The 26,856-nt window shown below is 49.0% G+C and carries 22 protein-coding genes and 1 tRNA gene; 13 read left to right on the top strand and 10 right to left on the bottom strand.

The window, feature by feature from the left end; translation table 11 throughout:
- Window positions 1-25: 25 nt before the first annotated feature.
- From NOG13_RS08420 to NOG13_RS08400, 5 genes are all read left to right on the top strand, one after another.
- A complete protein-coding gene (locus tag NOG13_RS08420) occupies window positions 26-1,084 on the top strand; it encodes a response regulator transcription factor (RefSeq protein ID WP_283110115.1) in 1,059 nt (352 codons plus the stop codon).
- Entirely contained in the window at window positions 1,074-2,924 is a 1,851-nt protein-coding gene (locus NOG13_RS08415; protein WP_283110114.1) for a sensor histidine kinase, read from the top strand. The genes NOG13_RS08420 and NOG13_RS08415 overlap by 11 nt, the downstream gene beginning before the upstream one ends.
- A 15-nt stretch (window positions 2,925-2,939) precedes the next feature.
- Window positions 2,940-4,412, top strand: a complete 1,473-nt coding sequence (locus tag NOG13_RS08410; RefSeq protein ID WP_283110113.1) for an alpha-L-fucosidase — start codon at window positions 2,940-2,942, stop codon at window positions 4,410-4,412.
- Between the two features lie 16 nt (window positions 4,413-4,428).
- Window positions 4,429-7,524 (top strand): alpha-mannosidase, encoded by a 3,096-nt coding sequence (locus tag NOG13_RS08405; protein WP_283110112.1) that lies wholly within the window; start codon window positions 4,429-4,431, stop codon window positions 7,522-7,524.
- Window positions 7,525-7,596: 72 nt separating this feature from the next.
- Window positions 7,597-9,699, top strand: a complete 2,103-nt coding sequence (locus NOG13_RS08400; protein WP_283110111.1) for a glycoside hydrolase family 3 C-terminal domain-containing protein — start codon at window positions 7,597-7,599, stop codon at window positions 9,697-9,699.
- Between the two features lie 1,019 nt (window positions 9,700-10,718).
- Here the strand turns inward: NOG13_RS08400 and NOG13_RS08395 are convergent.
- The 4 genes from NOG13_RS08395 to NOG13_RS09525 all read right to left on the bottom strand — a co-directional run bounded on the left by NOG13_RS08395 (window position 10,719) and on the right by NOG13_RS09525 (window position 12,452).
- The gene (locus NOG13_RS08395; protein ID WP_283110110.1) at window positions 10,719-11,204 is read right to left on the bottom strand and encodes an ABC-2 transporter permease; all 486 of its coding nucleotides are present in this window, start codon (window positions 11,202-11,204) and stop codon (window positions 10,719-10,721) included.
- A complete protein-coding gene (locus NOG13_RS08390) occupies window positions 11,201-11,848 on the bottom strand; it encodes an ABC transporter ATP-binding protein (protein WP_346347654.1) in 648 nt (215 codons plus the stop codon). Before NOG13_RS08390 ends, NOG13_RS08395 begins: the two co-directional genes overlap by 4 nt.
- A 69-nt stretch (window positions 11,849-11,917) precedes the next feature.
- Window positions 11,918-12,127, bottom strand: coding sequence for an AbrB/MazE/SpoVT family DNA-binding domain-containing protein (locus NOG13_RS08385; RefSeq protein WP_283110109.1), 210 nt, complete (start codon window positions 12,125-12,127; stop codon window positions 11,918-11,920).
- Between the two features lie 187 nt (window positions 12,128-12,314).
- Window positions 12,315-12,452: a class I SAM-dependent methyltransferase gene (locus NOG13_RS09525; protein ID WP_428849329.1), complete on the bottom strand. Its 138-nt coding sequence runs from the start codon at window positions 12,450-12,452 to the stop codon at window positions 12,315-12,317.
- A gap of 618 nt (window positions 12,453-13,070) precedes the next feature.
- Here NOG13_RS09525 and NOG13_RS08380 point away from each other — a divergent pair.
- The 3 genes from NOG13_RS08380 (at window position 13,071) to NOG13_RS08370 (ending at window position 15,335) form a co-directional block, all read left to right on the top strand.
- Window positions 13,071-13,604 (top strand): hypothetical protein, encoded by a 534-nt coding sequence (locus NOG13_RS08380; protein WP_283110108.1) that lies wholly within the window; start codon window positions 13,071-13,073, stop codon window positions 13,602-13,604.
- A 116-nt stretch (window positions 13,605-13,720) separates the two neighbouring features.
- A complete protein-coding gene (locus NOG13_RS08375) occupies window positions 13,721-14,920 on the top strand; it encodes an ISL3 family transposase (RefSeq protein ID WP_283110037.1) in 1,200 nt (399 codons plus the stop codon).
- Window positions 14,921-14,984: 64 nt separating this feature from the next.
- Window positions 14,985-15,335, top strand: a complete 351-nt coding sequence (locus NOG13_RS08370) for a hypothetical protein (protein ID WP_283110107.1) — start codon at window positions 14,985-14,987, stop codon at window positions 15,333-15,335.
- 253 nt (window positions 15,336-15,588) lie between these two features.
- Here the strand turns inward: NOG13_RS08370 and NOG13_RS08365 are convergent.
- A tRNA-Val gene (locus NOG13_RS08365) sits at window positions 15,589-15,665 on the bottom strand.
- 367 nt (window positions 15,666-16,032) lie between these two features.
- Window positions 16,033-16,461, bottom strand: coding sequence for a Fur family transcriptional regulator (locus NOG13_RS08360; RefSeq protein ID WP_283110106.1), 429 nt, complete (start codon window positions 16,459-16,461; stop codon window positions 16,033-16,035).
- Between the two features lie 231 nt (window positions 16,462-16,692).
- Here NOG13_RS08360 and NOG13_RS08355 point away from each other — a divergent pair, with 231 nt between their 5' ends.
- Entirely contained in the window at window positions 16,693-17,391 is a 699-nt protein-coding gene (locus NOG13_RS08355; RefSeq protein ID WP_283110105.1) for a C39 family peptidase, read from the top strand.
- Window positions 17,392-17,436: 45 nt separating this feature from the next.
- Here the strand turns inward: NOG13_RS08355 and NOG13_RS08350 are convergent, their stop codons facing one another.
- Complete coding sequence (locus NOG13_RS08350; RefSeq protein ID WP_283110104.1) at window positions 17,437-17,937, bottom strand: superoxide dismutase family protein; 501 nt, start codon at window positions 17,935-17,937, stop codon at window positions 17,437-17,439.
- Window positions 17,938-18,055: 118 nt separating this feature from the next.
- Window positions 18,056-19,123, bottom strand: coding sequence for a GntR family transcriptional regulator (locus tag NOG13_RS08345; protein ID WP_283110103.1), 1,068 nt, complete (start codon window positions 19,121-19,123; stop codon window positions 18,056-18,058).
- A 308-nt stretch (window positions 19,124-19,431) separates the two neighbouring features.
- On the opposite strand from NOG13_RS08345, the gene araB reads away from it, so the two are divergent.
- From araB to NOG13_RS08330, 3 genes are all read left to right on the top strand, one after another.
- Complete coding sequence (araB, locus tag NOG13_RS08340; protein WP_283110102.1) at window positions 19,432-21,105, top strand: ribulokinase; 1,674 nt, start codon at window positions 19,432-19,434, stop codon at window positions 21,103-21,105.
- Window positions 21,106-21,156: 51 nt separating this feature from the next.
- The gene (gene araD / locus NOG13_RS08335; protein WP_283110101.1) at window positions 21,157-21,855 is read left to right on the top strand and encodes an L-ribulose-5-phosphate 4-epimerase; all 699 of its coding nucleotides are present in this window, start codon (window positions 21,157-21,159) and stop codon (window positions 21,853-21,855) included.
- A 138-nt stretch (window positions 21,856-21,993) separates the two neighbouring features.
- Window positions 21,994-23,217, top strand: coding sequence for an MFS transporter (locus tag NOG13_RS08330; protein WP_346347677.1), 1,224 nt, complete (start codon window positions 21,994-21,996; stop codon window positions 23,215-23,217).
- 136 nt (window positions 23,218-23,353) lie between these two features.
- Here the strand turns inward: NOG13_RS08330 and NOG13_RS08325 are convergent, their stop codons facing one another.
- Window positions 23,354-23,731, bottom strand: coding sequence for a DUF6483 family protein (locus NOG13_RS08325; protein ID WP_283110100.1), 378 nt, complete (start codon window positions 23,729-23,731; stop codon window positions 23,354-23,356).
- Window positions 23,732-23,951: 220 nt separating this feature from the next.
- Here NOG13_RS08325 and NOG13_RS08320 point away from each other — a divergent pair, with 220 nt between their 5' ends.
- The gene (locus tag NOG13_RS08320) at window positions 23,952-25,559 is read left to right on the top strand and encodes an MORN repeat-containing protein (protein WP_283110099.1); all 1,608 of its coding nucleotides are present in this window, start codon (window positions 23,952-23,954) and stop codon (window positions 25,557-25,559) included.
- A gap of 58 nt (window positions 25,560-25,617) precedes the next feature.
- Here the strand turns inward: NOG13_RS08320 and spoIID are convergent, their stop codons facing one another.
- Window positions 25,618-26,628 carry a stage II sporulation protein D gene (spoIID, locus tag NOG13_RS08315; protein ID WP_283110098.1) on the bottom strand — a complete coding sequence of 337 codons (1,011 nt, stop codon included), beginning with the start codon at window positions 26,626-26,628 and terminating at the stop codon, window positions 25,618-25,620.
- Window positions 26,629-26,856: the final 228 nt, after the last annotated feature.

Here is a 26,856-nt window from a genome sequence, read left to right as displayed (position 1 = left end):
CCGCTCAACAGAAAGGAGTAAGTTGATGAAAGCAATTGTGGTTGACGACGACGAAGTTGTTCTTCAGGGCCTTCATACGGTGATTCCGTGGGATACCCTTGGGTTCTGCGAGGTAATCAGTGCAAAAAACGGCGAGGAAGCCTACCAAAAGGCGGTCGCCGAAAACCCCGATGTTATCATAACGGATATTCGCATGCCGGTTATGGACGGGTTGGATCTTGCGCGAAAGATTCATGAAACAATGGACGGGGTTTCTGTGATTATCATGAGCGCTTACGAGGATTTCGAGTATGCGCGTTCTGCGATGCGTTACGGGGTGTCCGATTATATTCTGAAGCCGATTGACCTGGATAAAATCAATCAGCTGGTCCTCCGCCTCAAAGAAATTCGGGACGTTAAAAGTGCCAGAAGCAACGTGATGCGCAACCTTTACAACGGCGACCTGAAGGCGCGGATTTTTGAAGATTTGAAGGAAGGCCTCCTTGACGATATTGAGACACTGCTCAAACAATACAGCGAGCACGCTTCCATCGAAGATGTGAGAAGCATGTGCTTGAAGCTGGTGGAATTGCTTTTCAGCTACTATGAGAATATCGGGCTAAACCTGAACGCGGTCCGCAGCTTTCAGTTGGAAGCAATTGACAAAATTATGGAGCTGAAGTCCGCGCAGGAAATCTGCAGCGTGACGCATTGCCTGTTCTGCGATATTTTTACCTTTGTGTCGAAAGAGAAAGCGGACCGTGGAGCGATTTTGGCCAATGCGGCAAAGCAGATGATGGAGCAGGAGTTTGCAAACTGTAGCTTTTCGCTGCAGTATGTTGCGGACAAGCTCGGTGTAACGCCAAGCCGCCTAAGTGTGCTGTTCCACAAAGCCTTCGGTGTGAATTTCAGCTCTTACCTTGCACAGGTGCGCATCACAAAAGCGCAGGAGCTGCTCAAGGATTTTTCACTGAAAATTGACGAGATCGGCAGTATGGTCGGCTACACAGATTCCCATTACTTTGCCAAGGTGTTCAAGCGGGTTGTCAACCTGACACCGTCGGAGTACCGCAACGTCAGCGGAGGAATTTTGAATGCCATCTAAAAAGCGGCGCGGCCGGGTGCACAGCATACAGAAAAGAATCGCAATTATATACATACTGGTGTTTACGGCATTTCTCTCTTTCCTCGGCGGCATGACGTACGTGATTTTCCAAAAGACGCTGACGCAGCAGGTTATGACGGACCACGAGCACCTGCTCAAGCAGAGCCAGGAAAATATCGATCTGCTGGTGAGCAATATCAACTATGCGTTTGTGTATATGAGCGCAGACCAGTACACGGCGGAAATCCTGAATCATCAGGATTTGGACACAGTGTCGGCGTATAACTACATCCGCCTGCTTAAGCAGCAGTTCACAAATTTTATCGACCTGCCCGCAACCGACCTGAATACGGTTTACCGCGCGTATCTGTTTTTAAACCCCAACGAACCGCTTGCAAAGTGGCTTCCGTCCTACAATATCACCAGCGAGAATATGGAAAGCGGCGTTTACAACACTGACGCAGTAAAAGACGCATCCTGGTATCGGCAGGCGGTCGAAACGCACGGTGAATTGGTTTTTACCGTGCAGAAAGACGAAGACAAGACAAATGAGATTTATATTTCCAAGCTGATTATTAACCCCTATATTTTTTCGGATTCCATCGGCGTTGCACTGTTTGTGGTTTCGCCGAATGCTTTTGCCCAGCAGATTCAGATGCCACAGTACGCTGAGTCCACAACAATTCTGCTGACGGACAACCACAAAAACGTGATTTACAACGCAGCACCGTCTGTCGGTACACAGCCATCCAGTACAGATATCCTGCAGGCGGTGGACCGGAACCAGATTGACAATGTGTGCAAAACAGTCAGTATTAACGGCGAACCATATATCATCAGCTGCAACCAACTGCAGTGGGGATGGTATATGATTTCTGCCGTGCCGTATTCCAGCCTGACTTCGAGAATGCGGCCGGTGCTGTACATGATTATTTTGATTCTAATCATCGTCATTTTGCTGGGTGCGTTCTTTGTTATCTTCGCTGCAAAGAAAATCTCGAAGCCGATCATCATGCTGACAAAGACGATGGAAGATTACAATGCAGGCGAGGTGCCGAACCTGCCGGATGTCAAACTGCCGAACGACGAAGTCAGCCAGCTCTATGCCAGCTTTGCCGATATGACGTCGCGAATTCAAACATTGATTGAGGGCATCAAAGAAAGCCATAACCGCCAGCTGCAGGCGGAGTATGACGCCTTGCAGGCGCAGATTAACCCGCACTTCCTGTACAACACGCTGAATTCCATCAACTGGATGGTGATTATGCGCAAGGAGTACGACATTTCCAATGCAATTTCTGCACTTTCTGCCATTATGCAGTACAGTATCAGCCGTCGAGACAGTGAAGCCACGATTGCGGATGAGCTGCAGCACGTGGAAAAATTCATGGTCATTGAAAAACTGCATTACGGAGAAAAGGTGCAGTACAGCTGTACGGTCAGTGAGGCGTGCAACGACTGCATGGTTCCGAAAATCATCCTGCAGCCGCTTGTCGAGAATTCTATCATACACGGCATTGCGTGCAAGAACGGCAGCGGATACATCCAAATCACCGGTGATGTAATTGACGGTTTGGTGAAGCTGCAGGTGACGGACAACGGCGTCGGCGTTGATGCCGAGCAAATGAATCAAAGACTCAAAAATGAAGATTTGGTTCCCGCCAAAGAGCACGGCATCGGTGTGGTCAATGTGAACAACCGCATCCGCATGATGTTCGGCGAGCAGTACGGGCTGATTTATTCCAGCAACGAAGAAGGTGGCACAACCGTAACGGTACAGCTGCCCGCAATCAAAAAATCCCCGCAGGATAAATTAGCGGGCAAATTTTTGAGACAGTGAAAAGGGCGAGAAAACTTGGATCGAAACAGATATTTGAAAGAGATTAACCGTGTGGTGCGCGAAGGAACCTTCCACGACACATGGGAGTCGCTTTCACAGTACCGCATTCCGGATTGGTACATTAAAGCAAAGTTCGGCATTTTTATTCATTGGGGCGTTTACTCCGTCCCTGCATTCGGAAGCGAGTGGTATTCCCGAAATATGTACCTGAAGGGAACCAAGGAATTTGAGTATCACCGCAAGACGTTCGGGGAGCAAAAAGACTTCGGCTACAAAGATTTTATTCCGATGTTTCGCGCGGAGCATTTTGACCCTGAAGCGTGGGCAGATTTGTTTCAGAAGGCGGGTGCCCGATATGTGGTTCCGGTAGCAGAGCATCATGACGGGTTTCAGATGTACAAAAGCGAACTGTCGCATTTTAACTCCTACGAAATGGGTCCGCACCGCGACATTGCAGGCGAGCTGAAGCTGGCGATAGAAAACCGCGGCCTTGTGTACGGTGCTTCTTCCCATCGGATTGAGCATTGGTTCTTTATGGGGCACGGCAAGGAGTTCCCAAGCGATATTCATGAGCCGCTCAAGCAGGGAGATTTGTACTGGCCTTCTATGCCGGAGCCGGATATTCTCGACCTGTTCAGTAAGCCGGAGCCCAGCGAGGAATTCCTAACAGACTGGCTGCTGCGCACCTGCGAGATTGTGGACCGCTACCACCCCAGAGTGCTGTATTTCGATTGGTGGATTCAGCACAGCGCCGTTAAGCCGTACCTCAAAAAATTTGCGGCTTACTACTACAACCGTGCTTTGGAGTGGGGCACCGGCGCAGTCATCAATTATAAGTACGATGCGTTTCCGATGGGCACCGCGGTTCTGGATATGGAACGCGGCCAATTTGCGGAAGCAAAGCCGTACTTCTGGCAGACGGATACTTCGGTAGCCCGCAATTCGTGGGGATACACTGAAAACAACGATTATAAACCTGTCAGCGAGATTCTCTGCACACTTGCGGATGTGGTCAGCAAAAACGGCTGCCTGCTGCTTAATATCGGCCCGCGCGCGGATGGCACCATTCCGGAAGAAGACCGGAACATCCTGCTTGCGGTCGGCGATTGGCTGCGGGTAAACGGTGAAGCAATTTACGACACGCACGTGTGGCGCGTGTCTCAGGAAGGGGAGACCAAGGCAGCCAACGGTCAGTTCGCAGACGAAAAAGGCACGGCGTATACGTCAAGGGACATCCGCTTTACGGCAAAGGGACCGTATATTTACGCAATTGTTCTGCGTGCACCGGAGGACGGCGTAGTTCGCATTCAGTCGCTTGCAGACCGCGACGCGCAAAAGACGCCATGCTTCCACGGGATTATTCGTGACGTGACGGTTTTAGGCCAACAGGAGAAGCCGCAGTGGGAGCGTTCTGCGGAAGCTTTGACCGTAAGAATGGAAAAAGCCAAAGATGAAAACCCAGTTGTTATTCGAATTTTGACAGACTGAGAGATAGGAGGAGCACATGATATTTGCAAAAGAGCGGGCGCAGGTTATCTGTGACCAGTTGAAAAAAGCCGCCTGCCTGCAGAAGCAGGAGATTACTGAGTGGAAAGTCAAAAAAGGCCTGTTCCTGCGTCCGGAAGAAGCGGAGCGGGACGCGCAGGAGTGGAAATTGTTCGACAGCAGCACGATGCACTGGTACGGGCCGGACCAGCACTATTGGTTCCGCACGATGCTTACGGTGCCGGAAAGCTTTGAGGGTCGTCCTCTCTGGTTTCGCATCCGCACGCAGATTGACGAGTGGGACGACGGAAAGAATCCGCAGTTCCTACTGTTTCTCAACGGCGAAGTATTGCAGGGACTGGACATGAATCACCGCGAGGTTCTCGTAACGCGCTCCGCCAAAGCAGGGGTGACCTATCAAATCGATTTGCAGGCCTACACCGGCATCTTACATACCGAGTTCCAGCTGCTCGGTGAAATACTGGAGATTGACCCCGAAACGATGGGCCTTTACTACGATATGCAGGTGCCGCTCTGGGCACTGAGTCGCATGGACAAAGACAGCCAGTCTCGCTACGCAATCGAAACGGTCGTGAACGACACCGTGAATCTGATTGATCTGCGGGACGCACCGTCGGAGGCATTTTCGGCTTCCGTCAAAAGAGCGCGGGAGTACATCGCCCAAAAGCTGTATACAGACCTTGCCGGCCATGACGAAGTGATTGCAACCTGCATCGGCCACACGCACATCGACGTTGCGTGGTGGTGGACGGTAAATCAGACCCGGGAAAAGGTCGTGCGCAGCTTTTCCACGGTTCTTAAGCTGATGGACGAGTATCCGAATTTCAAATTTATGTCCAGTCAGCCGCAGCTCTATCAGTTTCTCAAGGAGCGCTACCCGGAGTTATTCGCCAAAATTAAGCAGCGCGTCAAAGAAGGCCGCTGGGAGCCTGAGGGCGGCATGTGGCTGGAGGCCGACTGTAACCTGACTTCCGGTGAATCCTTGGTGCGGCAGTTTATGTACGGCGAGCGCTTTTTCCGCGAGGAGTTCGGCAAGGAAAACCATGTGCTGTGGCTGCCGGACGTGTTCGGCTACTCCGGAGCTCTGCCGCAGATTGCCAAAAAGTGCGGCATTGACTACTTTATGACAACAAAGCTTTCCTGGAACCAGTTCAACAAGATTCCGTATGATACGTTTCGGTGGCGCGGCATTGACGGCACGGAGATTTTGACGCACTTCATCACGACGCTGGGCGTCGGTCAGTCAAGCAGCAATTTCTTCACCACCTACAACGGGATGCTGCATCCGGACGCAATTATGGGTGCTTGGGAGCGCTACCAGAACAAAGAGATTAACAACGATGTACTTATCTCCTACGGCTATGGCGACGGCGGCGGCGGACCGACCCGTCAGATGCTGGAGACTTCCATGCGTTTGGAAAAGGGACTCCCCGGCGTACCGAAAGTGCGGCAGGAGTTTGCAGGAACCTACTTCCGCGAATTGGATGAGAGGGTTTCCAAGAATCCGCGCTTGCCTGTGTGGGAAGGCGAATTCTATTTCGAATATCATCGCGGCACCTATACTTCCATGGCACGCAATAAGCGTGCAAACCGCAAGAGCGAGCTGCTGCTGATGGACTTGGAACTGCTGTCTGTGATGGCGCAAAACGCCGGTGCAGCTTACCCTGCGAAGGAACTGGAAAAGATGTGGAAAATCGTACTGCTGAATCAGTTCCACGATATTCTGCCCGGCAGCGCGATTCACGAAGTGTATGAGCAGACGAAAAAAGAGTATGCGGAACTGGCGGAGCAGGCTGGTAACCTGCTGAACGAACGTCTGCACCTGCTGGCCGGTATCGGTGAAGCGCAGGTTGCGTTTAACACCCTCGGTTTTGTGAGGGACGATGTGGTTTATTTGAAAGACTGCAAAGCATCGGCTTTGCGTCTGCCGGACGGCACGATTGCGCCGGTACAGCAGTGCGAGGAAGGCTCTGCTGTGGCGTATGTAACCGGACTGCCTGCTAAGGGATATGTCAGCCTGCAGCCTTGCAAGGAGAGAGAACCCAAAAATCCGCTGGTCTGCATGGAAGACGGCATCGAAACACCGTTCTACACCGTCAAATTCGGTGCGGACGGCTGCATCACTTCGATCTGGGACAAAGAAAATCAGCGCGAAGTGCTGCAGAAGGGCAAATCCGCAAACCTCATGCGCGTATATGAGGACAAGCCGATTTACTACGACAACTGGGATATTGATATCTTCTACAAAGAAAAGTCTTGGGATGTAACGAATCTTACAGCCATGCAATGGACGGAACGCGGTCCGGTGCGCGCAACGCTGCAGATTGAGCGCCGCTACCAGAATTCCGTCATTCGCCAGAAGATTCATTTTTACGCGAACCTGCGCCGAATAGACTTTGAAAGCTATGTGGATTGGCACGAACATCAGCAGCTGCTGAAGGTGCATTTCCCGCTCGATATTCATACCGATGAGGCGACATTCGACATTCAATTCGGCAACATCAAGCGCAAAGTGACACAGAATACGAGCTGGGAAGTTGCGCGGTTTGAGTCCTGCGGGCACAAGTGGGCGGACCTTTCCGAAGGCGGCTACGGCGTTTCGCTGCTCAACGACTGCAAGTACGGCCATTCCGTACATGACGGCGACCTTGCACTGACACTGATTAAGTCCGGCATTGAGCCGAACAAGACTGCCGACCAGGAGGAGCATTTCTTTACATATTCTCTGTATCCGCATGCGGGTTCTTGGCAGGAAGGCAGAACGGCGCAGGAAGCGGCGAAGCTGAACCAGCCTGTCTATGTGGTTCCGGGCAGAGAGGGGATTTCCTTCTCGCTGATGTCTGTGGATGCGGAGCATGTCATGCTGGAAACCGTCAAGCAGGCAGAGGACGCAAGCGGCACCGTGATACGTATTTACGACTACAAGAACCAGCGCGGACCGGTTACGGTAACCTGCGGCAGAAAAATCAAGTCCGTTACGGAGTGCAACCTGGTGGAAAAAGAGCTTGAAACAGTTCCTTGCAGTGAAAGCAGCTTTACGTTCCGGATTGCGCCGTATGAAATCAAAACCTTTAAAATCTTGTTTGCGGAATAATCTGCAAAAGCCGCTTTTAAAGCGGCTTTTGTGCTTTTGGGGTGAGAGGTACTTGTGAATTACAGAGACAGAATGAAAACATTTAGGGAACAGGCAGCTGCTTTGGTTGCGCAGATGACCCTGGAAGAAGCTGCTTCCCAATTGACCTACGACTCGCCGGCGATCGAGCGGCTGAATGTTCCAGCTTACAATTGGTGGAATGAGGCACTACACGGTGTCGCGCGGGCAGGCACCGCGACGGTTTTTCCGCAGGCAATTGCTTTGGCGGCCATATTTGATGAAACGGAAGTGTTCACAATGGCTCGCATCATCGCGAAAGAGGCGCGTGCCAAGTATAATATGCAGGCAGCTGCCGGAGACCGCGACCTCTATAAAGGTTTGACGTTTTGGTCGCCGAACATTAATCTGTTCCGTGATCCGCGCTGGGGACGCGGTCAGGAAACCTACGGCGAGGACCCGTTTCTGACCGCTCAGCTGGGCTGCGCGTATGTCACAGGCTTGCAGGGTGACGGCCCGTATATGCAGGCGGCGGCCTGCGCCAAACATCTTGCCGCGCACAGCGGTCCGGAAATCACCCGCCACGGCTTTGATGCACATGTTAATGCGCATGATCTCTGGGACAGCTATTTGCCTGCATTTGAGGCGCTGGTCAAGAAAGCGCACGTTGCGGGGGTCATGGGCGCATATAACCGAATTAACGGCGAGCCGTGCTGCGCCAGCCCGAAACTGAACGCGCTGCTCAAATCGTGGGGCTTTGACGGATATTTTGTCGGTGACGCGTGGGCACTACACGATTTATACCAATTCAATCCGCTGACCGAAGGCCCGGTAGATACCATAGAGCGCGCTCTGCCTGCCGGCTGCGACCTAGACTGCGGCGACACCTACCTGCATGTCATGGAGGCTTACCGCGAGGGGAAAATCACGGAAAAAGATATTCGCACAGCGGCAGAGCATCTGTTTACCATTCGGTTTGCGCTGGGTGAATTTGCGTCGGATTGCCCGTACCGTGATATTCCGTTTACAGAGGTCGATACACCGGAGAACAACGCGGCATCGCTGCGAATGAGTGAAAAATCTGCTGTCCTACTCAAAAACGACGGACTGCTTCCGCTCAACTTAGATGCAGTTCACACCATTGGCGTCATCGGCCCGAATGCAAACAGCATCGAAGTCCTGCGTGGCAATTACTGCGGGGAAGCCTCCAAGTGGGAAACCAATCTGAGCGGAATTCAGGACTATGTCGGAGATAAAGTACGTGTCCTGTATGCGCAGGGGTGCCATCTGTACCGAAAGAGCGTCATGGATCTTGCGCAGGAGAATGACCGCCTGAGCGAAGCCTGCGCGGTGGCACGCCTTTCCGATGTAGTGGTGCTTTGCCTTGGACTGGACCCCACTCTGGAGGGCGAGCAGGGCGATGCCGGAAATGAATTTGCGGCGGGGGATAAAACGGATCTTTCGTTCCCTGCACCGCAGCAAAAGCTTTTGAAAGCGGTCTGCGAAAGCGGAAAACCGGTCATACTGGTCGTTAACAGCGGCGGCGCGATGGACCTGCGTTACGCACAGAAACATTGCCGTGCGATTCTGCAGGTTTGGTACAGCGGCGCACATGGCGGTACGGCACTGGCACGGCTGCTGTTCGGCGCGGTAGTGCCCGGCGGACGGCTGCCGGTTACCTTTTATCAGGATGTAGCGGACCTCCCTGACTTTGATGACTACACAATGGCAGGGCGCACCTACCGTTATTACCGCGGCACGCCGTTATATCCGTTCGGGTATGGACTTTCTTACTCGAAATTTGCCTATCGGAACCTAAAAACCGAAGCAGCGAAAATCCGTGTAGGCAGCGGTTTAACACTGGAAGTGGAAGTTGCAAACATCGGCACATGCGACGCAGATGAGGTAACGCAGGTGTATCTGCGAAAGCGTGACGCAGGGGAGCTGGATCCCATCTGGCGCTTGTGCGGTTTCTGCCGCACGCACCTTGCCGCAGGGGAAACCCGTCGACTGTCGTTTACGATTCCGCCGGAACTGTTCTACAGCGTCGCGGCGGACGGAAGCCGTTCGTATGTACCGGGTACCTATACCGTGTACGTTGGAGGGCATCAGCCGGATGCGCGCAGTTTTGAGCTGACCGGCGACCAAGTACTGCAGACCAGTGTGGAGTTGCTCTAAAGAACAAGATTTGAGCCGGCCACTCACGTTAGATGAACTGAAACGCGAACATCTCGGTATAGTGCCGCCAATAAATGGAAACCAACCGGAGTTTTCGGTGGGCTTTCATTCTATCAAGTTTCAATTACGAGATAGAAAAAGCCGCATGGTTTTGCATTACCATGCGGCTTTGATGATGGACGTTATTCGACTCGAGACCTTTCGCACGTCAAGCGAACATACAAATTAAATTTATCCGGTATTCATAGGGCTTCTTGGAACGTTTAAGTCCCTACCCAATAATATCTTTTGAAAATCAATTACATATTATCGTCTTTATCTGCTAATATGATTAATTAAGTCGATGACTTCACTTGGAGTAAGCAAGACGGGCCCCTCAATGCTAACATAAAAATTACCATACTTAATACAAAGAATTCCATAATGGTTGTCAGACAATAGCTCTGCATTAATCTCTTCCGAATGTAGATAACATAACTTGTATCTGGCTTGAAATCGAAAATTCGGCGGCACTCGGTTCCAAGTCTCCAGGTATGTATCATTCTCACATTTTTCCGATGTTTCGATGTCTCTGGTTATTCCGTACGATATTGCACGAAGTCGAGAACCATACTTCTCAGCCGTTAGATGAATCGCTTTCTCATCGCGAACCATATAGAGCTGAACAATTTTTTTATCTTCCAAAGCCTTGACCGCCTTTCATGAAATGATTTTTTAAGACCTTCAACCTCCTTATCGTATTCTTTACTGGAATGGTTACACTTTTATGTAACTATTTTTTTGATTTAGACATTTGAAAACGTCAGTCAGGTCAAAGACTGAGTTGAGTAATAAATTTATGTTTTTTTAAGATTACAGATTAATTACCTCGAACCGCTTTATTGATATTTTTAATGCTATAAAGGTCAAAAAAGCATATAACACCGCTCCGGCAATTAGACCTAAAAGTTGAAGAGACATATTTGCAAATCCGAACGCATCGACAGCTTCCAATCCAGGAATATGATGTAATGTTTCCGCTATACCAATGATAATAAAAAAACAATTAAATAAATAATAAACGGTTTCCCATAGTTGTAAGCAGTCTTAAAAAATCCACAAATGAAGATAGCATTAAAACATCCGAAAATCAGCAATGCGAATCCCAGAAAAATGAGGTTTGCATTCATTAAGGCATTATTTCTGTAAACAACCGCATCAGCTAATACCGTCATGCGCAACATGGTCATGATAACCATAACAGCAAAGCCGAACATCTCAATAAAAATACAAAATAAAAATTTGCCTCTAACGATATCAGCCTTCGATATGGGAAGAAGTGCCGAATATAGAATATCGTTAGCCTCTCTGGCGGTCTGAAATGACTGAAAAATACCAAAGCTTACAAAGAATGCACCCAAAAGAATCGGATAACCGGGAATAAGAGTCATTACGCCAAAGGCAATGAACAAATAAGATAAAAGTGATGCGCTGAGCCTGAATTCCTTTTTTAGCAGCCTGCTCATCGCATGAACCCCCTTTCCAACCGAACCATAGTCTCATCTAGCGTTTCAATGGCCTTGCTAAACTTATTTCTGAATTCGTTTCTCGGTAAAGAAGCAATCAATTTCCCATCATGAATATACAGAATATCGTCCGCACATTTTTCCAGATCTGATGTAATATGTGTTGAAAAAAGGATTGCTGTCCCACGGTCTTTAAGCATAAGAAATGTTTCTAGCAATTCGTCTCTTGAAAAAGGGTCCAATCCACTGGTTGGTTCATCGAGAATAAGGATATCCGCCCGGTGTGAGAGCGCAAGAAGCAAATTGGCTTTAACTTTCATGCCTTCGGAAAGTTCCGATGGGGTTTTGTTTGTGTCCAGGTGAAAGAGCTTGAGATACTCCAGACACGCTGCGTCATCCCAATTGGAATAGAAAGTTTTCGTCACGCCAATAATGTCTTTCAACTTTTTCTTCGGATAATAATTTACCGTACCGTTGGAATAGCCTATTCTCTGCTTGATTTTAGCCTCATTGCCTTGCAGATTAAGTCCGAAGTATTCTATTTCGCCCGAGTCGGGATGAACCAAATTCAGCATGGATTTAATTGTGGTAGTCTTTCCTGCCCCGTTTCTTCCGATGAAGCCGGCAAATCCTGCCTTTTTCAAGGCTGAAGGAAATATCTTTGAGTTGAAAAGCCGGATATTGCTTGCTGAGGTTCCTTACTTCTGCTATATTCATTGCTTTTTACCCCCAAAAATTCGTTGAAACAAGGACTCAAACGCATATTTCGGTGGAATTGCTATTCCCAATTGTTTGTCGCCAAGCAATATAAGAGTATCGCCAGGCTTGATATCAAACATCTCTCTCGCCTCTTTCGGAATGACAATCTGTCCTTTTTGTCCCACTGTTGCTGTCCATGCGTATTTATTATCGAATCCTTTCATACTTTGACCACCTTATCATAAATTTCATACTTTTCATACCACGATGATAACATAGACTCAAACTAAAGTCAATCTGTTATTAACTACATTATACCTAAGATTTCATAGAAAGGCTTCATTCCCATACGGTCTAAAAAAGAGCTTTTAGCTCATTCAAATGATTCCTTTGGATATTCGATCTCACCAATCACACCAACCCTAAAGTCAGCATAATCGCATTCATCTTGGCATACTCTATGGCCTGTTCCGAATAATCAAATCCATGTATGTTCGCTCCAGTTCTTTCTTGAAGATATTTAAGCATCTTCCCGTTTCCACAGCCAATATCCAGAATTTATACTGAAGAATCTTTGATATATGGAAGAATCTGATTGATTTGTTTGATATCACGAAACCCATCCTGTGAAAAATCAGCGCCATAAGCTTCTTGACAAAATTTTATGATACCTGCGAATCTGATGCCATTTTATAGAATCCTTCGTATGCGTCATAAATAATAAATCTTCCTTCACGCGAATAACACTCCAAAAAATATTGGCATAACCTCTAAGGAGATTATGCCATAATAATCGGATAAAAGGGACTATAAACATTTGGTCAATATTTCATAGATTAAGGCTCTCTTTTCAGAGAAGCAATACATTTATTAAGTATAAGAAAATTACTATAGCAGCACAATTCTTGCTGCCACAAAAATAATCGCTGTTGCTTCCGGATAACAGCAACGAAACCTAGAAATTTGAAAAAATCGCCGTATGGAGTGCATGAGTACCCAGACATCACAGCAAAGGTTAAGAGGGAACTTGAAATGCAGAAATTAGGCTTCCTTAGCAAATATTTCGATATTTCTTCGCGGCTTCGCCATTTTTGGTATGAGATATGCTACAATTAGTTGATTTGTGTCCAAAGATAATGCAAACAAAATTTTATGGAGAGTGTTGGCATGTCGAAAACAAGGAGAAGTTTCGGCGATAGAAAAGATGGTCGAAGAATCCGATCCCTGGATCCTTACAATACGGTTTCACCCTATATCATGGTCACACGCAACGATGCCCTAAATTATCTTGCCGATAAATTTGAGACGTCTGAAGTCGATAAGTATGTCCGGCAAAAGCGCAGAAGCGGGCTGGAAGGTTTCGGCATCCTACACGTCATCCTCGCGGCTTATATCCGAACGGTGTCCCAGCGGCCGGGCATCAACCGTTTTATCTCCGGGCAGAAGATATATGCCAGAGAGAAAGTTGAAGTCAATATGGTTGTGAAGAAAAAGCTCCGCGCAAATGAAGCCGATACTGTGATTAAAATTCAATTTGAACAGACCGACACCGCAGAAGATGTTTATCATCGCTTCAAAGATGCCGTTGCAAAGGCCTTTGGGGAGAAAGAAAACGATTTTGACAAAACAGCCAGAATCGTAAATTATATACCTGGATTAATCAAGAAGTTTACAGTTTGGTTCTTAAAAGGGGCTCTATAATAAATGTTGGGGTGTAACGAATAGAGCCTAAGAAAAAGAGTAAAAAAAGTAGAGCATATTCGATGAAAAACCTTTAAAATGGAAATTACCACTATCCCATGTTGGAGGTCATCGATATGCTCTGTACTCATTCTACCGAAAAACTGCTTGGATTAAAAGGGGTAATCGTAAAAAATGTGAGGCAATTACCCGATAAAACGGAAATTTTCATTGAGTTGCCGAGAAAGCCGCATATTTGCCCTTGCTGTGAACATCAAACCAGCTATGTCCATGATTACCGTTGTCAAACGGTAAAGGACATTCCCGCTTTTGGTAAACACACCAGTTTAATTCTCCGCAAGCGCCGGTATCGCTGCTCTTCCTGCGGAAAGCGTTTCTTTGAACATAACTCGTTTCTGCCAAGATATCACCGCATGACAAATCGATTAGCCGCGTATATCATTTCAAAGCTTTCCGACGTACGTTCCTTTACCAGTGTAGCACGAGAAGTAAATCTTTCGGTTTCAACCATAATCCGGATTTTTGATTGTATCAACTATGGAAAGCCGCAGCAATTACCCGAAGTTGTATCAATTGATGAGTTTAAAGGCAATACAAACAATGAGAAATATCAATGCATTCTGACCGATCCGGTCCGGCACCGAATCCTTGATATTCTTCCTGCTCGTTACAACCACAAGCTGACAGAATATTTTAGCCGGATCGACCGTTCTCAAACCAAGTATTTTGTCAGCGATATGTGGAGTACATATGCTAGTATTGCTCAGACATATTTTAAAAATTCCATTTATGTCATTGACAAATATCATTACATTCGTCAGGTATTTTGGGCTTTTGAAGCTATTCGCAAGGAAGAACAGAAAAGGTTTAGCAAGACCCGAAGAATTTACTTTAAGCGCTCTCGAACCTTGCTGAACAAACGATATGAATTTCTCACTCCGGAGCAAAAACAACAGGTTAATATCATGCTTTATGCAAGCAGCCGTTTGCTGACAGCCTACTCTCTTAAAGAACAGTTTTTCAAAGTTCTTGATTCCTCCGACAGTCAGTCCGCACGGACAGCGCTATCCCATTGGATTATGACCGCACAAAACAGTGGCCTTTCAAGATTTGTTGCTTGTGGAAATACCATGGTGCGCTGGTCAAAAGGTATTCTAAATTCGTTTGATTGCCCTTACACCAATGGTTTTACCGAAGGGGTTAACAACAAGATTAAGGTACTCAAACGCAATGCCTACGGTTATCATAATTTTACCCGCTTTCGTAATCGCATTCTTCACATGTTCCATGTTTCAACGAAAAATGGAGCAGCTTAGTGCCGCTCCATCCCGTGTTTCCATTTTGGGTTACCCCAACTATTGACATAGAGCCTTAAAAACGTTGGATTATTTCGGACTGCTGCCTATGGCCTTGCTCAAGGTCAGTCCTTTTCACGGCTCTTTGTTTATCACTTCAATGGGGTCGCTGGGTATTCCGCCTATTTACCACCATCTGTACAATTTCGGTAATGTTCCAGTATTTTTGGCTTTCGGTGCCAAGAGGTATGAAAACCAGATAGATGATTCGGGTAAGGTCGTGAAGAAAAAATATATCGATTATACCTTTGTCACAGACGAACGAATTTGTGATGGATTTTATTTTGCCTCCGCGCTGAAATTGTTCCGCAGCTATCTGGCCAATCCTTCCACTCTGGATACTCCGCCACAAAAAGTTATCAGGGATATGGAGTAAAATCCAGCTAAGATGTAATCCAGTCTTCGCCGCTCCGGTTGCCTTAAGGTAACAGCAACGTATTATGTCTGAATAAAGTGCCCGTATGGATTTGAGATTTCAATTCCATACGGGCTTTTTTATGTGTGAATCGTGTCTGAATATTTTTAATTTCAGGTAATTTTCTGCAATGTTTTTTCGTCTCTGGAAATAGAAAAACCGCATGACAAAGCTGAAAAATGCCCGTCTCATGCGGTTTTCTGATGTTTTGTGATGGTGGACGTTATAGGACTCGAACCTATGACCTTTCGCACGTCAAGCGAACGCTCTAGCCAGCTGAGCTAAACGTCCATTTGGAGCTGACTTTGATATTATAACGCGCCTCCCAATAAAAATCAAGCCTAAATCGAAAAAAATGGCCTCTTTCTGCGAATTTTTGCGTGCTGGTTTCAAAAAGTCTTGGAATATTTACAATACCCATCAAACATTGGAAATTTTTGTTTCAGAAAAGACTTGAAGAAACCGCTCGTTCGGGGCTAAGAAACTACGGCGATGTTCTGAGCAATGCGGAAACCGCAGCGGCGAGCGGTTCCCATGCGGCCTTTTTGGTCCGTAGTAATGATGCACTGCTGGCAGGAATAGAAATAGGTAATGGCAAAAGTTACAAAAAATCCCGCCGAACCCGCGGCGGGAAAAACGGTAAGATGATTTTATGTTGCTACGAGCGCTTTTTTCGGCACTCTTTGCAGTATCCGTAAATTTCAATGCGGTGGTTGGAAACTTCAAAATCGTACTTTGTCTGCATCAGCTGGTCAAATTGGCCGAACGGACAGTCGTCAATGGGGATGATGCATCCGCAGCCTAGGCAGATGGCATGGTGCACATGGCCGCCTTTCAGAAATTCATATCGCGCGATGCCGTCATCGGTAAGGTTCGTTTTCAACAGAAGACCGTTTGCGGAGAGAGTTTCACATGTGCGGTAAATGGTAGAGAGACTGAGTTTTTCGCCTCTTTGGGTCAGCAGAGAGTCAAGCTCATCCACGGTTTTGGGGGATGACTGCGTCAGCAGCTCAAGAATGAGCTTGCGGGCTTTTGTAATCTTCAGATGCTTTTTGCTCAGCATGGCTTCGATGCTGACGCTTTCCATTCCCATCATCCCTCCATTTTGATGCCGCACATGTCCGCATTTCGCGGAAGGTATTGTTGCATTCATTATGGCCTTTTTTGCGCCAGCAGTCAATACCCGGGCCTGTGCGAAGAAAGCATCCCTCTCCCGACGGATTGATACTGAAAAGGTAGAGATGGTTCACTTTAGCAGTCATCGTTTCGTGTGGTTTATTGATGAACATAATTGGAGGTGTGCGTCACGGAACGGTTGTTGAGGCAAAAACATTGGCGCTGCAAGCTGCGCCTCGCGATGGTTTCTGTCTTTGCGGTCAGTGCTGTAATATCCTTTTTGTGCTATCACGAGTGGAAACAGGTCCTTGATGTGCCTTACATCAGCCAAAAAGGTACCTACGCCACCGGCTGTGAGCTTGTCAGCGCAACCATGGTGCTGAATTACTATGGATATGATGTTTCGGTAAAGGACGTTGTCGCAGAAACACCGTTTGCGGAACTAAAACAGGTCAATGGAAAATTAACTGGGCCGCACCCATCGGAAGCCTTCATCGGCGACCCGACATCGCAAGACGGCTTTGGCTGCTACGCTCCGGTCATAACGCAGGTGATGAACTCATTCTTTCAGCAGGATAGCGGAAAAAAGGCAGTCGATATTTCCGGGCTGGATTTTGACGCGCTTCTTCCTTATATCCGGAAGGGAGACCCGGTTCTCGTCTGGGCGACTATGAACATGACGCCTTCCTATGCCGGGAAAAGCTGGTTTCTGAAAAGAACGGGGCAAAAATTCGTTTGGCCGGCAAGGGAACATTGCCTTGTCCTGGTCGGGTATGACCAACACAAGTATTATTTCAACGATCCGTACAATTCCAACGGACTCATCGGCTTTGACAAAGATTTGGTACGACAGCGGTATGAGGAGCTTGGCCGACAAGCGGTTGTGGTCGAGAGCTCCTGATTCGCTTCAGAAGCTCATAAGACCCTGTCTGTGCAGGAGATTGCGTTATGCTTGGTTTGCAGTGATTTCGCCGCAGGCGATTTTTGCACCGGAATTTCCTGCAGGCTGTGTGGTGAAATCGTCTGGATTTCGGTGAATTAAAATTGTTTTGCCGAGAATGTCTCGAATCGTAAAGCGGTTGGTGAAGAACGCCAGAAAGGCATAGCCGTTGCAGCCGAACAGCGGGGGAAGATCTCCTGCGTGCGCGGGGTGCGGACATTCCTCCGGGTTGTAGTGGGCGCCCGTGTTTGCAAAGGGATCCTGCTCATTGCCGGTGCACTCCGAACCAGAATGAATGTGGAATCCGAAAACGTCGGAAGGGCACGGCCCGCTGCTCTGCGGCAGCCCCTGTACCTGAGCGACTACAAGAACCCCTCCGGTCGCTTCATAGAAAAACACCATTCTGTGAATGGATTCATAGCCGGGACTCCCGTTCACTACGGCCTGTGCATTCGGGGTTTTGGAAAGAATTTCGTTCAGCCCTTCATATCGCGGTTTTACATACACAAAAACCACCTCCGCACTATATTATGCAAAAGTAGAATTATTGACCGCGGAGGCCATTCAACAAAAAAGGGGGAACACAGCTGCAAACTGTGTTCCCCTTTTGTGTAGCTATTTTTATTTAGCTGCTTTCTTTCTCCATTAAGGTCCACGGAATCGTTTTGGAATGAACTTCTTCGCCGCGAAGCATCCGAATCAAAGTTTCTGCCGCAATTTTCCCAATGTGCTGCGGACTGTGGGCGAGGGAGGTGATGCGGACGCTGCTGAATTCACTGTATGAGCTGTTGTCGAAGCTGACGACGGCCATGTCTTGCGGAATGTGGACGTTTTGTTCCCGCAAAAGCCCGATGAGGGCAAATGCGATTTCATCGTTGTAGCAGACTATGGCGGTGCAGTCACGGATGATGTCCTGGATGAAATCCGTCATCTTAGCAAGGGCTTTGTGATTTAGAAAACGGTCTTTCTCTTCCGTTGTGTACCACAGAACATTGGAATCCGGCAGCGGAAAACCTGCGTCACGGAACGCGGTAAGGAAACCGTTGTACCGCTCATGGCCTTGAATGTCGTCGCTCTTGAAGATGCCTGCAATCTTTTTGTGGCCTTTCTTTATCAGGTAGTTCGTCAGAAGGTAGCCGCCGTGGAAATTGTCATCGGAAATGCACACTGCTCCCGGCAGGGCAGCGTAGGTGCCGTGCAGAAAAACAACCGGAATCCCCATCTGCTCCAGCTTTTGGTAGAGGTCGAGGTTCGGGTTGGGCAAAGCGGTCTTTGTCCCTTCCACGAGAAGCCCGCAAACGGATTCGCTGAGAATCCTAGTCAGGATTTCCCGCTCAAGATTCACTTGGTTGTGTGTGCAGAACAGCATGGTGGAATAGCCGTTCTGCGCAAAGGTGCTCTGCGCGTCCTGCAGAATGGCGGGGAAAATATAGTCATTGATGGAAGTAGTGAGAATCGCAACGCTGTTGCCACGGCGAACGGTGGATATTTTGAGGAACGAACCGCTTCCTTGGCGGCGTTCAATCAAGCCTTCCTGGGCCAGCAAAGAAAGTGCGCGCCGGATGGTTTGGCGGTTGACGCCGTATGTCTCGGAGAGTTCTTTTTCGGTGGGGAGCTTGCCTTTCTCGCGGTAAACTCCGGAACGGATTTCCGTGCGGAGCTGCGAGGCAATCTGTGCGTATTTCGGTGACATAATATCCCTCGGCAGAATTGTGAAATGTCGGATTCAGGCGGCAGAAACATGCCGCCGTTTTTGTCATTCTACCACAGAATTTCCGCTGGAAAAAGGGAAAAGGACAAATTTGTAAAAGATGTAGACAAATATTAAAGATATGTATACAAATTGCCATACAAATATTCGACAATTGGTCTATGGTATTCACAAAAATATGTTGACTTTTTGGCAACATATTGTTAGAGTTTAAATCAATAAGAATATGTTGAACTACGGTTCCGCAAGTTTCCGCAGCGGGCCGAATTGAAAGGAATGGTGGCAGCAAAATGGCGAAATATGTTATTGGCGTAGATTACGGCACCCTTTCCGGCCGCGCGCTTCTGGCTGATGCACGCACAGGGGAGGAGATTGCTTCTGCGGTTTATGAATACCCACATGGAGTAATGGACACGGCTTTGCCGGATGGCACGCCGCTTGGACCGGACTGGGCTTTGCAAGACCCGCAGGATTACCTCGATGTGCTTGCGCATGCAGTTCCGCAGGTCATCAAAGAATCCGGAGTATCGCCGGCTGATATCATCGGAATCGGCACCGATTTTACGGCTTGCACAATCCTTCCGGTCAAAAAGGACGGCACACCGCTGTGCTTCCTGCCGGAGTTTAAGAACCGCCCGCATGCTTATGTGAAGCTCTGGAAGCACCACGCCGCACAGGATAAGGCAAACCGCCTGAATGAGATTGCCGCCGAACGCGGCGAGAAGTGGCTGGATAACTACGGTGGAAAGATTTCTTCCGAGTGGGCCATTCCGAAGATTTGGCAGCTCCTTGACGAAGACCCCGAAATTTACAATGCCATGGACCGCTATATCGAAGCGGCGGACTGGATTATCTGGCAGCTTTGCGGCCGTGAAACACGCAACTCCTGCACGGCGGGCTACAAGGCAATGTGGAACAAGAGCACTGGCTATCCGTCCGATGACTTTTTCAAGGCGCTCGACCCGCGGCTGGAGCATGTCATAGATGAAAAGTTCTCCCGCACCATCACACCGCTCGGTCAAAAGGCCGGAGAAATTACTCCGGAAGCTGCAAAACTGACCGGCCTGCTGCCGGGTACTGCTGTCGCAATCGGCAATGTCGACGCTCATGTCTGCGTGCCGGCTGTCGGCATTGACGGCCCGGGCAAAATGCTCGCCATTATGGGAACCTCTACCTGCCACATCATGATGGGCACGGAAGAACATCAAGTGCCGGGAATGTGCGGCGTCGTCGCTGATGGTGTCATGCCCGGATATTTCGGCTACGAGGCAGGCCAGTCCTGCGTCGGAGACCATTTTGCATGGTTTATTGAGAACTGCCTGCCGGCATCTTACTATGAAGAAGCAAAGAAGCAGGGGAAGAATATTCACAAATTCCTGCGCGAGAAGGCGGAGAAGCAGAAGCCCGGCCAAAGCGGACTGCTTGCACTGGACTGGTGGAACGGCAACCGTTCCGTCCTCGTGGACGTTGACCTGACGGGTATGATGCTCGGCATGACCCTCCTTACAAAGCCGGAAGAAATTTACCGCGCCCTGATTGAAGCCACAGCCTACGGCACCCGCATGATTATTGAGAACTACCGTGAACACGGCGTTCCGGTGGAAGAATTCTTCGCTTCGGGCGGCATTTCACAGAAAGACCCGATGACCATGCAGATTTACGCGGATGTCATTAATATGCCGGTCAAGATTGCAGGCTCCGCACAGGGCCCGGCCCTCGGTTCTGCCATCTTTGCCTCCGTTGCGGCAGGGGAAAAAGCCGGCGGCTATGACTCCATTTTTGAAGCCGCGCGCAACATGGGCAAAATCAAAGACACTGTCTACAAACCGATTCCAGAAAATGTCGCGGTTTACGACAAACTCTTCGCCGAGTACCGCACGCTGCACGACTATTTCGGCCGCGGCGAAAACGACGTGATGAAGCGTTTGAAGGCCATAAAGAAGAATACTCTGTTGGGAAAATAATTTTCATAATTCAAAGGCTGAAGAAACGCGATTTCTGGAGGGAATATAATTATGCTTGAAAAATTGAAAGAGCAGGTCTGCAAAGCGAACCTGCAGCTTCCGAAGCTCGGTCTTGTAGTGTTCACATGGGGCAATGTTTCGGGAATCGACCGTGAAAAGGGCCTTTTCGTCATAAAGCCCTCCGGTGTTCCGTATGAAGAGCTGACACCGGACGACATGGTTGTCGTAGATTTGAACGGAAATAAGGTAGAGGGGCGTCTGAATCCTTCGTCCGATACCCCTACGCATTGTGAACTGTATAAGCATTTCCCGACAATCGGCGGCGTGGTGCATACACATTCCCGCTGGGCGACCATCTGGGCGCAGTCGGGCCGTCCGATTCCGGCCTATGGAACGACCCACGCCGATTATTTCTACGGCGAGATTCCCTGCACCCGTGCCATGACCGATGCAGAAATCAAAGGGGAATATGAAAAGGAAACCGGTTCCGTTATTGTGGAGACGTTCCAAGGGAAGAATCCGGAGGACATTCCCGCCGTTTTGGTGAAATCGCATGGCCCGTTTACATGGGGAAAAGACTGTGATGAGGCTGTTTATCACGCAGCTGTTTTGGAAGAAGTCGCGATGATGGCTTGGCACACCGAAGCGATTTCGGCGGCGCCCGTAGCTTCCATGCAGAGTACCCTTCTCGATAAGCATTTTCTCCGCAAACACGGTGCAAATGCTTATTACGGCCAGAATACACGCTGATTTTTATTCCTCATTTCGGAAAGCCGAAAGTTTATCTTTCGGCTTTCCGGCGGTTTACCGGGCATAATTCCAGCACTTTCGAGCAAAATGAAATTCTACAATTCGTTCGACTAAGAGACGGAGAAAGAAGGGGTTCCCATCCGCAGATTTTTTTCTGCAGGCTTAGGCTACACAAGCAGATATGCTTTTATACACATATCCTACTGGCCGGCAGTATGCAGCAGTTTTGCATTCGGAGCAGTTTTTTTTCTCTCAAAAGGATATACCAACAGTCAGGTTGGCATAGTTCTTGCAGCGGCAAGTATTTTGGCGGTGCTGATGCAGCCGATGGCAGCATCTTTTGCCGACCGATCTGCCCGAGTATCCATGAAGCAGCTGATTCTGCTGATAACGGGTATGTGTGTTCTGCTTGCGGTCGGCCGCTTTTTTTGTTCTGATATCCCTGTGGTACCGGCAATCCTTTACGTTTTGGAACAGGGACTTTCCTACTCCTTGCAGCCGCTGATCAACGCACTCGGCGTTCGCGTCATGAACTACGGCGCTAAGATAAATTTCGGGCTTTCGCGGGGAACCGGCTCGTTGGCGTATGCGGTCGTGTCTATCGCACTCGGCCTTTTTCTACGCATCGCAAAGTCCGATGCCCTTCCACTGTTTTCGGTAGTGTTTTACCTAATCCTTGCTCTTGCTGTCGCAAAATTTCCGCTTCCGGAAAATCAGCCTTCCGTCAACACATCCCGCAGATTCGGTTCCAGTAAAGAAGACGGCGGGGCAAAGGTAAAAGTGCGCAGAAAGCTTGATGTCCGGTTTATTTTGCTTCTTGCGGCGGTTGTCCTTGTTTTCTGTGCGCAGAATATGATCAGCAATTATCTGATTCAGATTATGAAAAACGTTGGCGGTTCTGCCGACAGTGTGGGTATCTCCAACGGAATTTCCGCAGCAGTTGAGCTGCCTGCGATGGCGCTGTTTACTTTCTTGGTGACGAAATTCCGCAGCAGCACGCTGCTGCGGGTTTCATTCGCTGTTTTTGTGTGCAAGGCAGCCGCCACCATGCTTGCACCGAGCGTCGGCGCACTGTATCTGGTTCAGTGCCTGCAGTTCGGCGGATACGCCCTGTTCATACCGTCCTCTGTTTATTATGCCAACGAGGTCATTCCGAAAGAGAGGCTTGCAACAGGTCAAGCCGCACTGACGAGTGCGTCAACTTGCGGCAGCGTTCTCGCCAGTATTCTGGGAGGCTGGCTGCTTGACAACTTCAGCGTCGGCATAATGCTTCGGGTCGGAGTGCTTGTTGCAACTGCGGGGTGTGCCTTGGGAGTTTCAGCAGTCAAAACCGTAAAGAGAATTTCAGACCGTGCAGCGTAATTTTGAAGCCCTTGACAAATATTCCGGAGTATATGCCCCTGCCGCTCACAGTGATGGGGGTTACAGCACAGAACGCAAAAAGCCATTCGGAAGGAATTCCTTCCGAATGGCTTTTCTTCGGGGTAAATTACAGTGCTTAAAGCTCTACCGGAAGCTCCGGCATTCCCTTGAAGCGGAAAAGAACTTCTTTCAGGCCGTCGTAAATTTCCTGCCTTGAGAAATTGTGTTGCTCCAGTTCTTCATCACTCATTTTTGAGAGCTTTTGGTAGAAGTCGAGCGCAAGGGTCAGGTACGCCTCCGTGTCGCTCCGATTTTCAAAGAGCAAATCTTCCGCTTTGCAGATTTTCCCTTCCTGTAGCAGTTTTTGTATTTTCAGGTACAGGTCATCCGTATCGGTGAGGTTGGTTTCATCCTTAATATCATACTCGACGGTGTCTTTATGGAAAATCACGCGGGCAGCAAACTGCACGAGCATGTTAATCTGCCGCATAACCCAATCGTTTTCATAAAACATGGGCGTTCCTCTTTTCTTTCAGGCATATTGTTGGCAAAGCCATTATAGCATTTCTGCGCAATCCCATAAAGATGCAAAGTCAATGGAAAATGATTACCGCCATGTCGTGTAATCTGTTGGTTACGAAGTTTATCATAAAAACCGTTAATTTACAAAAATTGGTTGAAAAACATCTCGGAAGTAATATAATAAAGACAGACTTCGCGCGGAGGAGAGCGATATGCGTATTCCCGCAGAGAGCGGCGAACGCACGTTTGTGCTTTCCGGCGGGGTGATGCTCAACTATATTTCCGCAGAACATCTTGCAATTCCATCGGAAATCCAATATAATCAGTCAAACCTGGGGTACATAATTAGGAAAGAGATGCTCCGGGGTAACAGGAGGAGCTTTATGCCGGAGAAAATCAACGAATACTATTCCGTGAAATACCGCCCTTTCGATACAGAAGGTGACGGTGCTTCCGTTTTGGAAGAAGCGCGCCGCGTCTTTTTCTCCAGCGGCTCTGCATCAGGCCATGTCCGAAAAATTGAAAACGGGCAGGAAGTACATATTCGTTACCGACTTTCGCCGAAACGGTTTCGGTGGAAAAAGACCTGCAAGGGTGTTACGCTGCAGGAGGCTTTTTCGATTTCTGGAGGAAGGTTCTGCATGGTATCCCATGACATGGCGGGGAATCTGCTTTCTTCCACGGAATTTGACAGCGACCTTCGCTGGCAGCGCACGACATACTATGACGGCGACCCCAAAAGTCCTACGGTTGTGCTGCGGCGCTGTACGGATGGGATAGCCTTTCGGAAAAACGGCGAAACGGAGGAACAGTTGCTTGTTCCGTGTCCGTGGGAGCCTGGAACAGCGGAACAGAGTTATGTCAATGAAATTGCCGGCGAGCCGGTTGTTGTAGCGCAGACGGATGCCGGAAGTTTTTGCTTCTGTACGCCGGAGGAATGTGCCAAACGGCTTGAACTGCGCAGCAAGGCAGCAGCCGAAGACGGAATCGCTCTTGGGGAGCAGGCGGAGGAGACTCTTGATTTTGAGGTCATTCCCAATGCGGTGGTGCAGGTGTATTCCCGCAAAACAAAGCCGCCTGTTCCGCAGAAAACAGCGGTTCCCGAAGCGGAGCAGAAGATTTTACCGCAGGCGGAGAACCGGAACGAGTATGCCGCTGACCATGAAGTGTTTTCGGTTCCGTCCAAAAGGTCTTCGGTTTCGTCCAAAAGACCGGCACGCTATGCCGTTGCGGCTAAAGGCCTTTCCGGCGGAATTCGGGGCGGTTTAGAACCTTCGGCATCGCGCCGCACCGCAAATGCGAAGGAAACCCCGAAGCAAAATGAGCCGGAACCGGAGAAGGATGCCTTAATCCCCGCAAAACGCATTGTCGTGAGCAGCATGGAAAGCTACTTGTATTTCGGCAAGCTCATCAATGGCTTGCGCGAGGGCCGTGGCAGAACGGCTACGCCTGACGGACGTACGGCATATGAAGGCGAATACCGAAACGATATGCGGGATGGCTTTGGAGTATATTACTACAAATCGGGGAAGCTGTGTTATGCAGGAGAATGGAAGCGTAACCTGAGAAACGGACTCGGCGTGGCGTTCGGGGCCAAAGACGGGTCAATCTTTGTGGGAAACTGGAAAGACGGGAATGCAACCGGAATCGGCAGCGAATTTGATCTTTTCGGAAACCTGTCTTACACAGGCGGATGGAAAAACGGCCGCAGGCACGGTTACGGTACGGAATACCGGAACGGAAAAATCGTGCGCAGCGGCATCTGGCAGAACGATGTTTTCTGCGGTGAAATGCCTGCCGAAGCCTCGCAGGACTTATAACAGCAATAGACAGGAAAGGCGGAAACAGTTTTCAGAACTGTTTCCGCCTAATTGATTGTTATAAAGTGCGGATTTCTGTACCCGGGTAATACCAGCTGAGAATCTCTCGATAGGTTGCCCCCTCACGTGCCATTGCCTCGGCGCCGGTTTGGCTCATTCCCACGCCGTGGCCGTACCCTTTTACCGTAAAGGTAAACTGTCCGTTGCTATGGGTTATCGTAAAGACGGCGGAGCGCAGACCGAAGGCCTGCCGCACTTGCATGCCGGTCAGGTTTTGTCCGCCGATTTGAATCGTTTTCACGGTGCCCGCCGCAGAACACACCGGTGAGCTGACCCAGCTTCCCGCGTCGCCGGTTAAGTTTGCAGAGGGACACACTTTTTTCACGCGTTCAACGAACTCGCTGTCCGAAAAAGCGGCCGAAGACTGGTATCCTCCCGCAAAGGCGTCCCACGGGCTTGCAACGGAGACGAGATAGGGGTACTGTGTCCCCCAGACATCCGCAGAATTTTCTGTGTTTCCCGATGAAATGGCAAAGTAGGTTGCGTCAATCAGGGCACCGTTGTACTCTAACACCTGCCCCAGAACCGCACTGGCCGCCTTGTTGAGGGAATCCGAGTATTTTGGATAGGAATTTCCCCAGCGCTTCTGCATCTCGCTGTCTGTTACATAGACGCTCCACTCCGAGGGGCAGGCGTCAAAGTCGTACGAATTTCCGGATTGCGCTCTTCTTATCTGGCGGATTCTGCTGTAATAGGTGTAAGCCGCAACCGCCTGCGCTTTCAACGCTTCCTGCGGCGCTTCGGGCGACATTTCCGCCGCAATCGCACCGCGCACAAAAGCGTTGTCGTCAACGGTTATGATATTGCCCGTTGCCGTATCTCGGATTCGGAATTGCTTTGTGGAAGGCGGCAGGCTGACAGATGTGCCGGAAGAGTTACTGCCGTTTTTGCTGCCGAAGCCTCCGCCGGAGGCGGAGCCGGAACTTCCGCCGAGTCCGGCGAGCGGAATCAGTGTCATACAGAGAAAAAATATTAGACAAAGGAGCAGGATTCCTCTTTTTGAACTCATTTGTTTTTCCCTCCATGTACTTGCTTGAAAAAATACAGGAACACCTAATGAAAAATTCAAAAATGAAGCTCAGTTAAGCCAAAATGACCGATGAAACGGAAGAAAATGAAATATTTATGCTGAATACTGCATAAATTTGTTAAAAACCGCTTTTATTTGCTTGACTTTGCCATAGTGCTGATATAAAATGAATTAGCTGATAAAGAATTCTCTAAGCCGCGCGGCAAA

Source organism: Thermocaproicibacter melissae (assembly GCF_024498295.1).
GTDB lineage: Bacteria > Bacillota > Clostridia > Oscillospirales > Acutalibacteraceae > Thermocaproicibacter > Thermocaproicibacter melissae.
The sequence above is the reverse complement of the archived record's forward strand: the minus strand, read 5'-3'. Positions and strand labels throughout refer to the sequence as shown.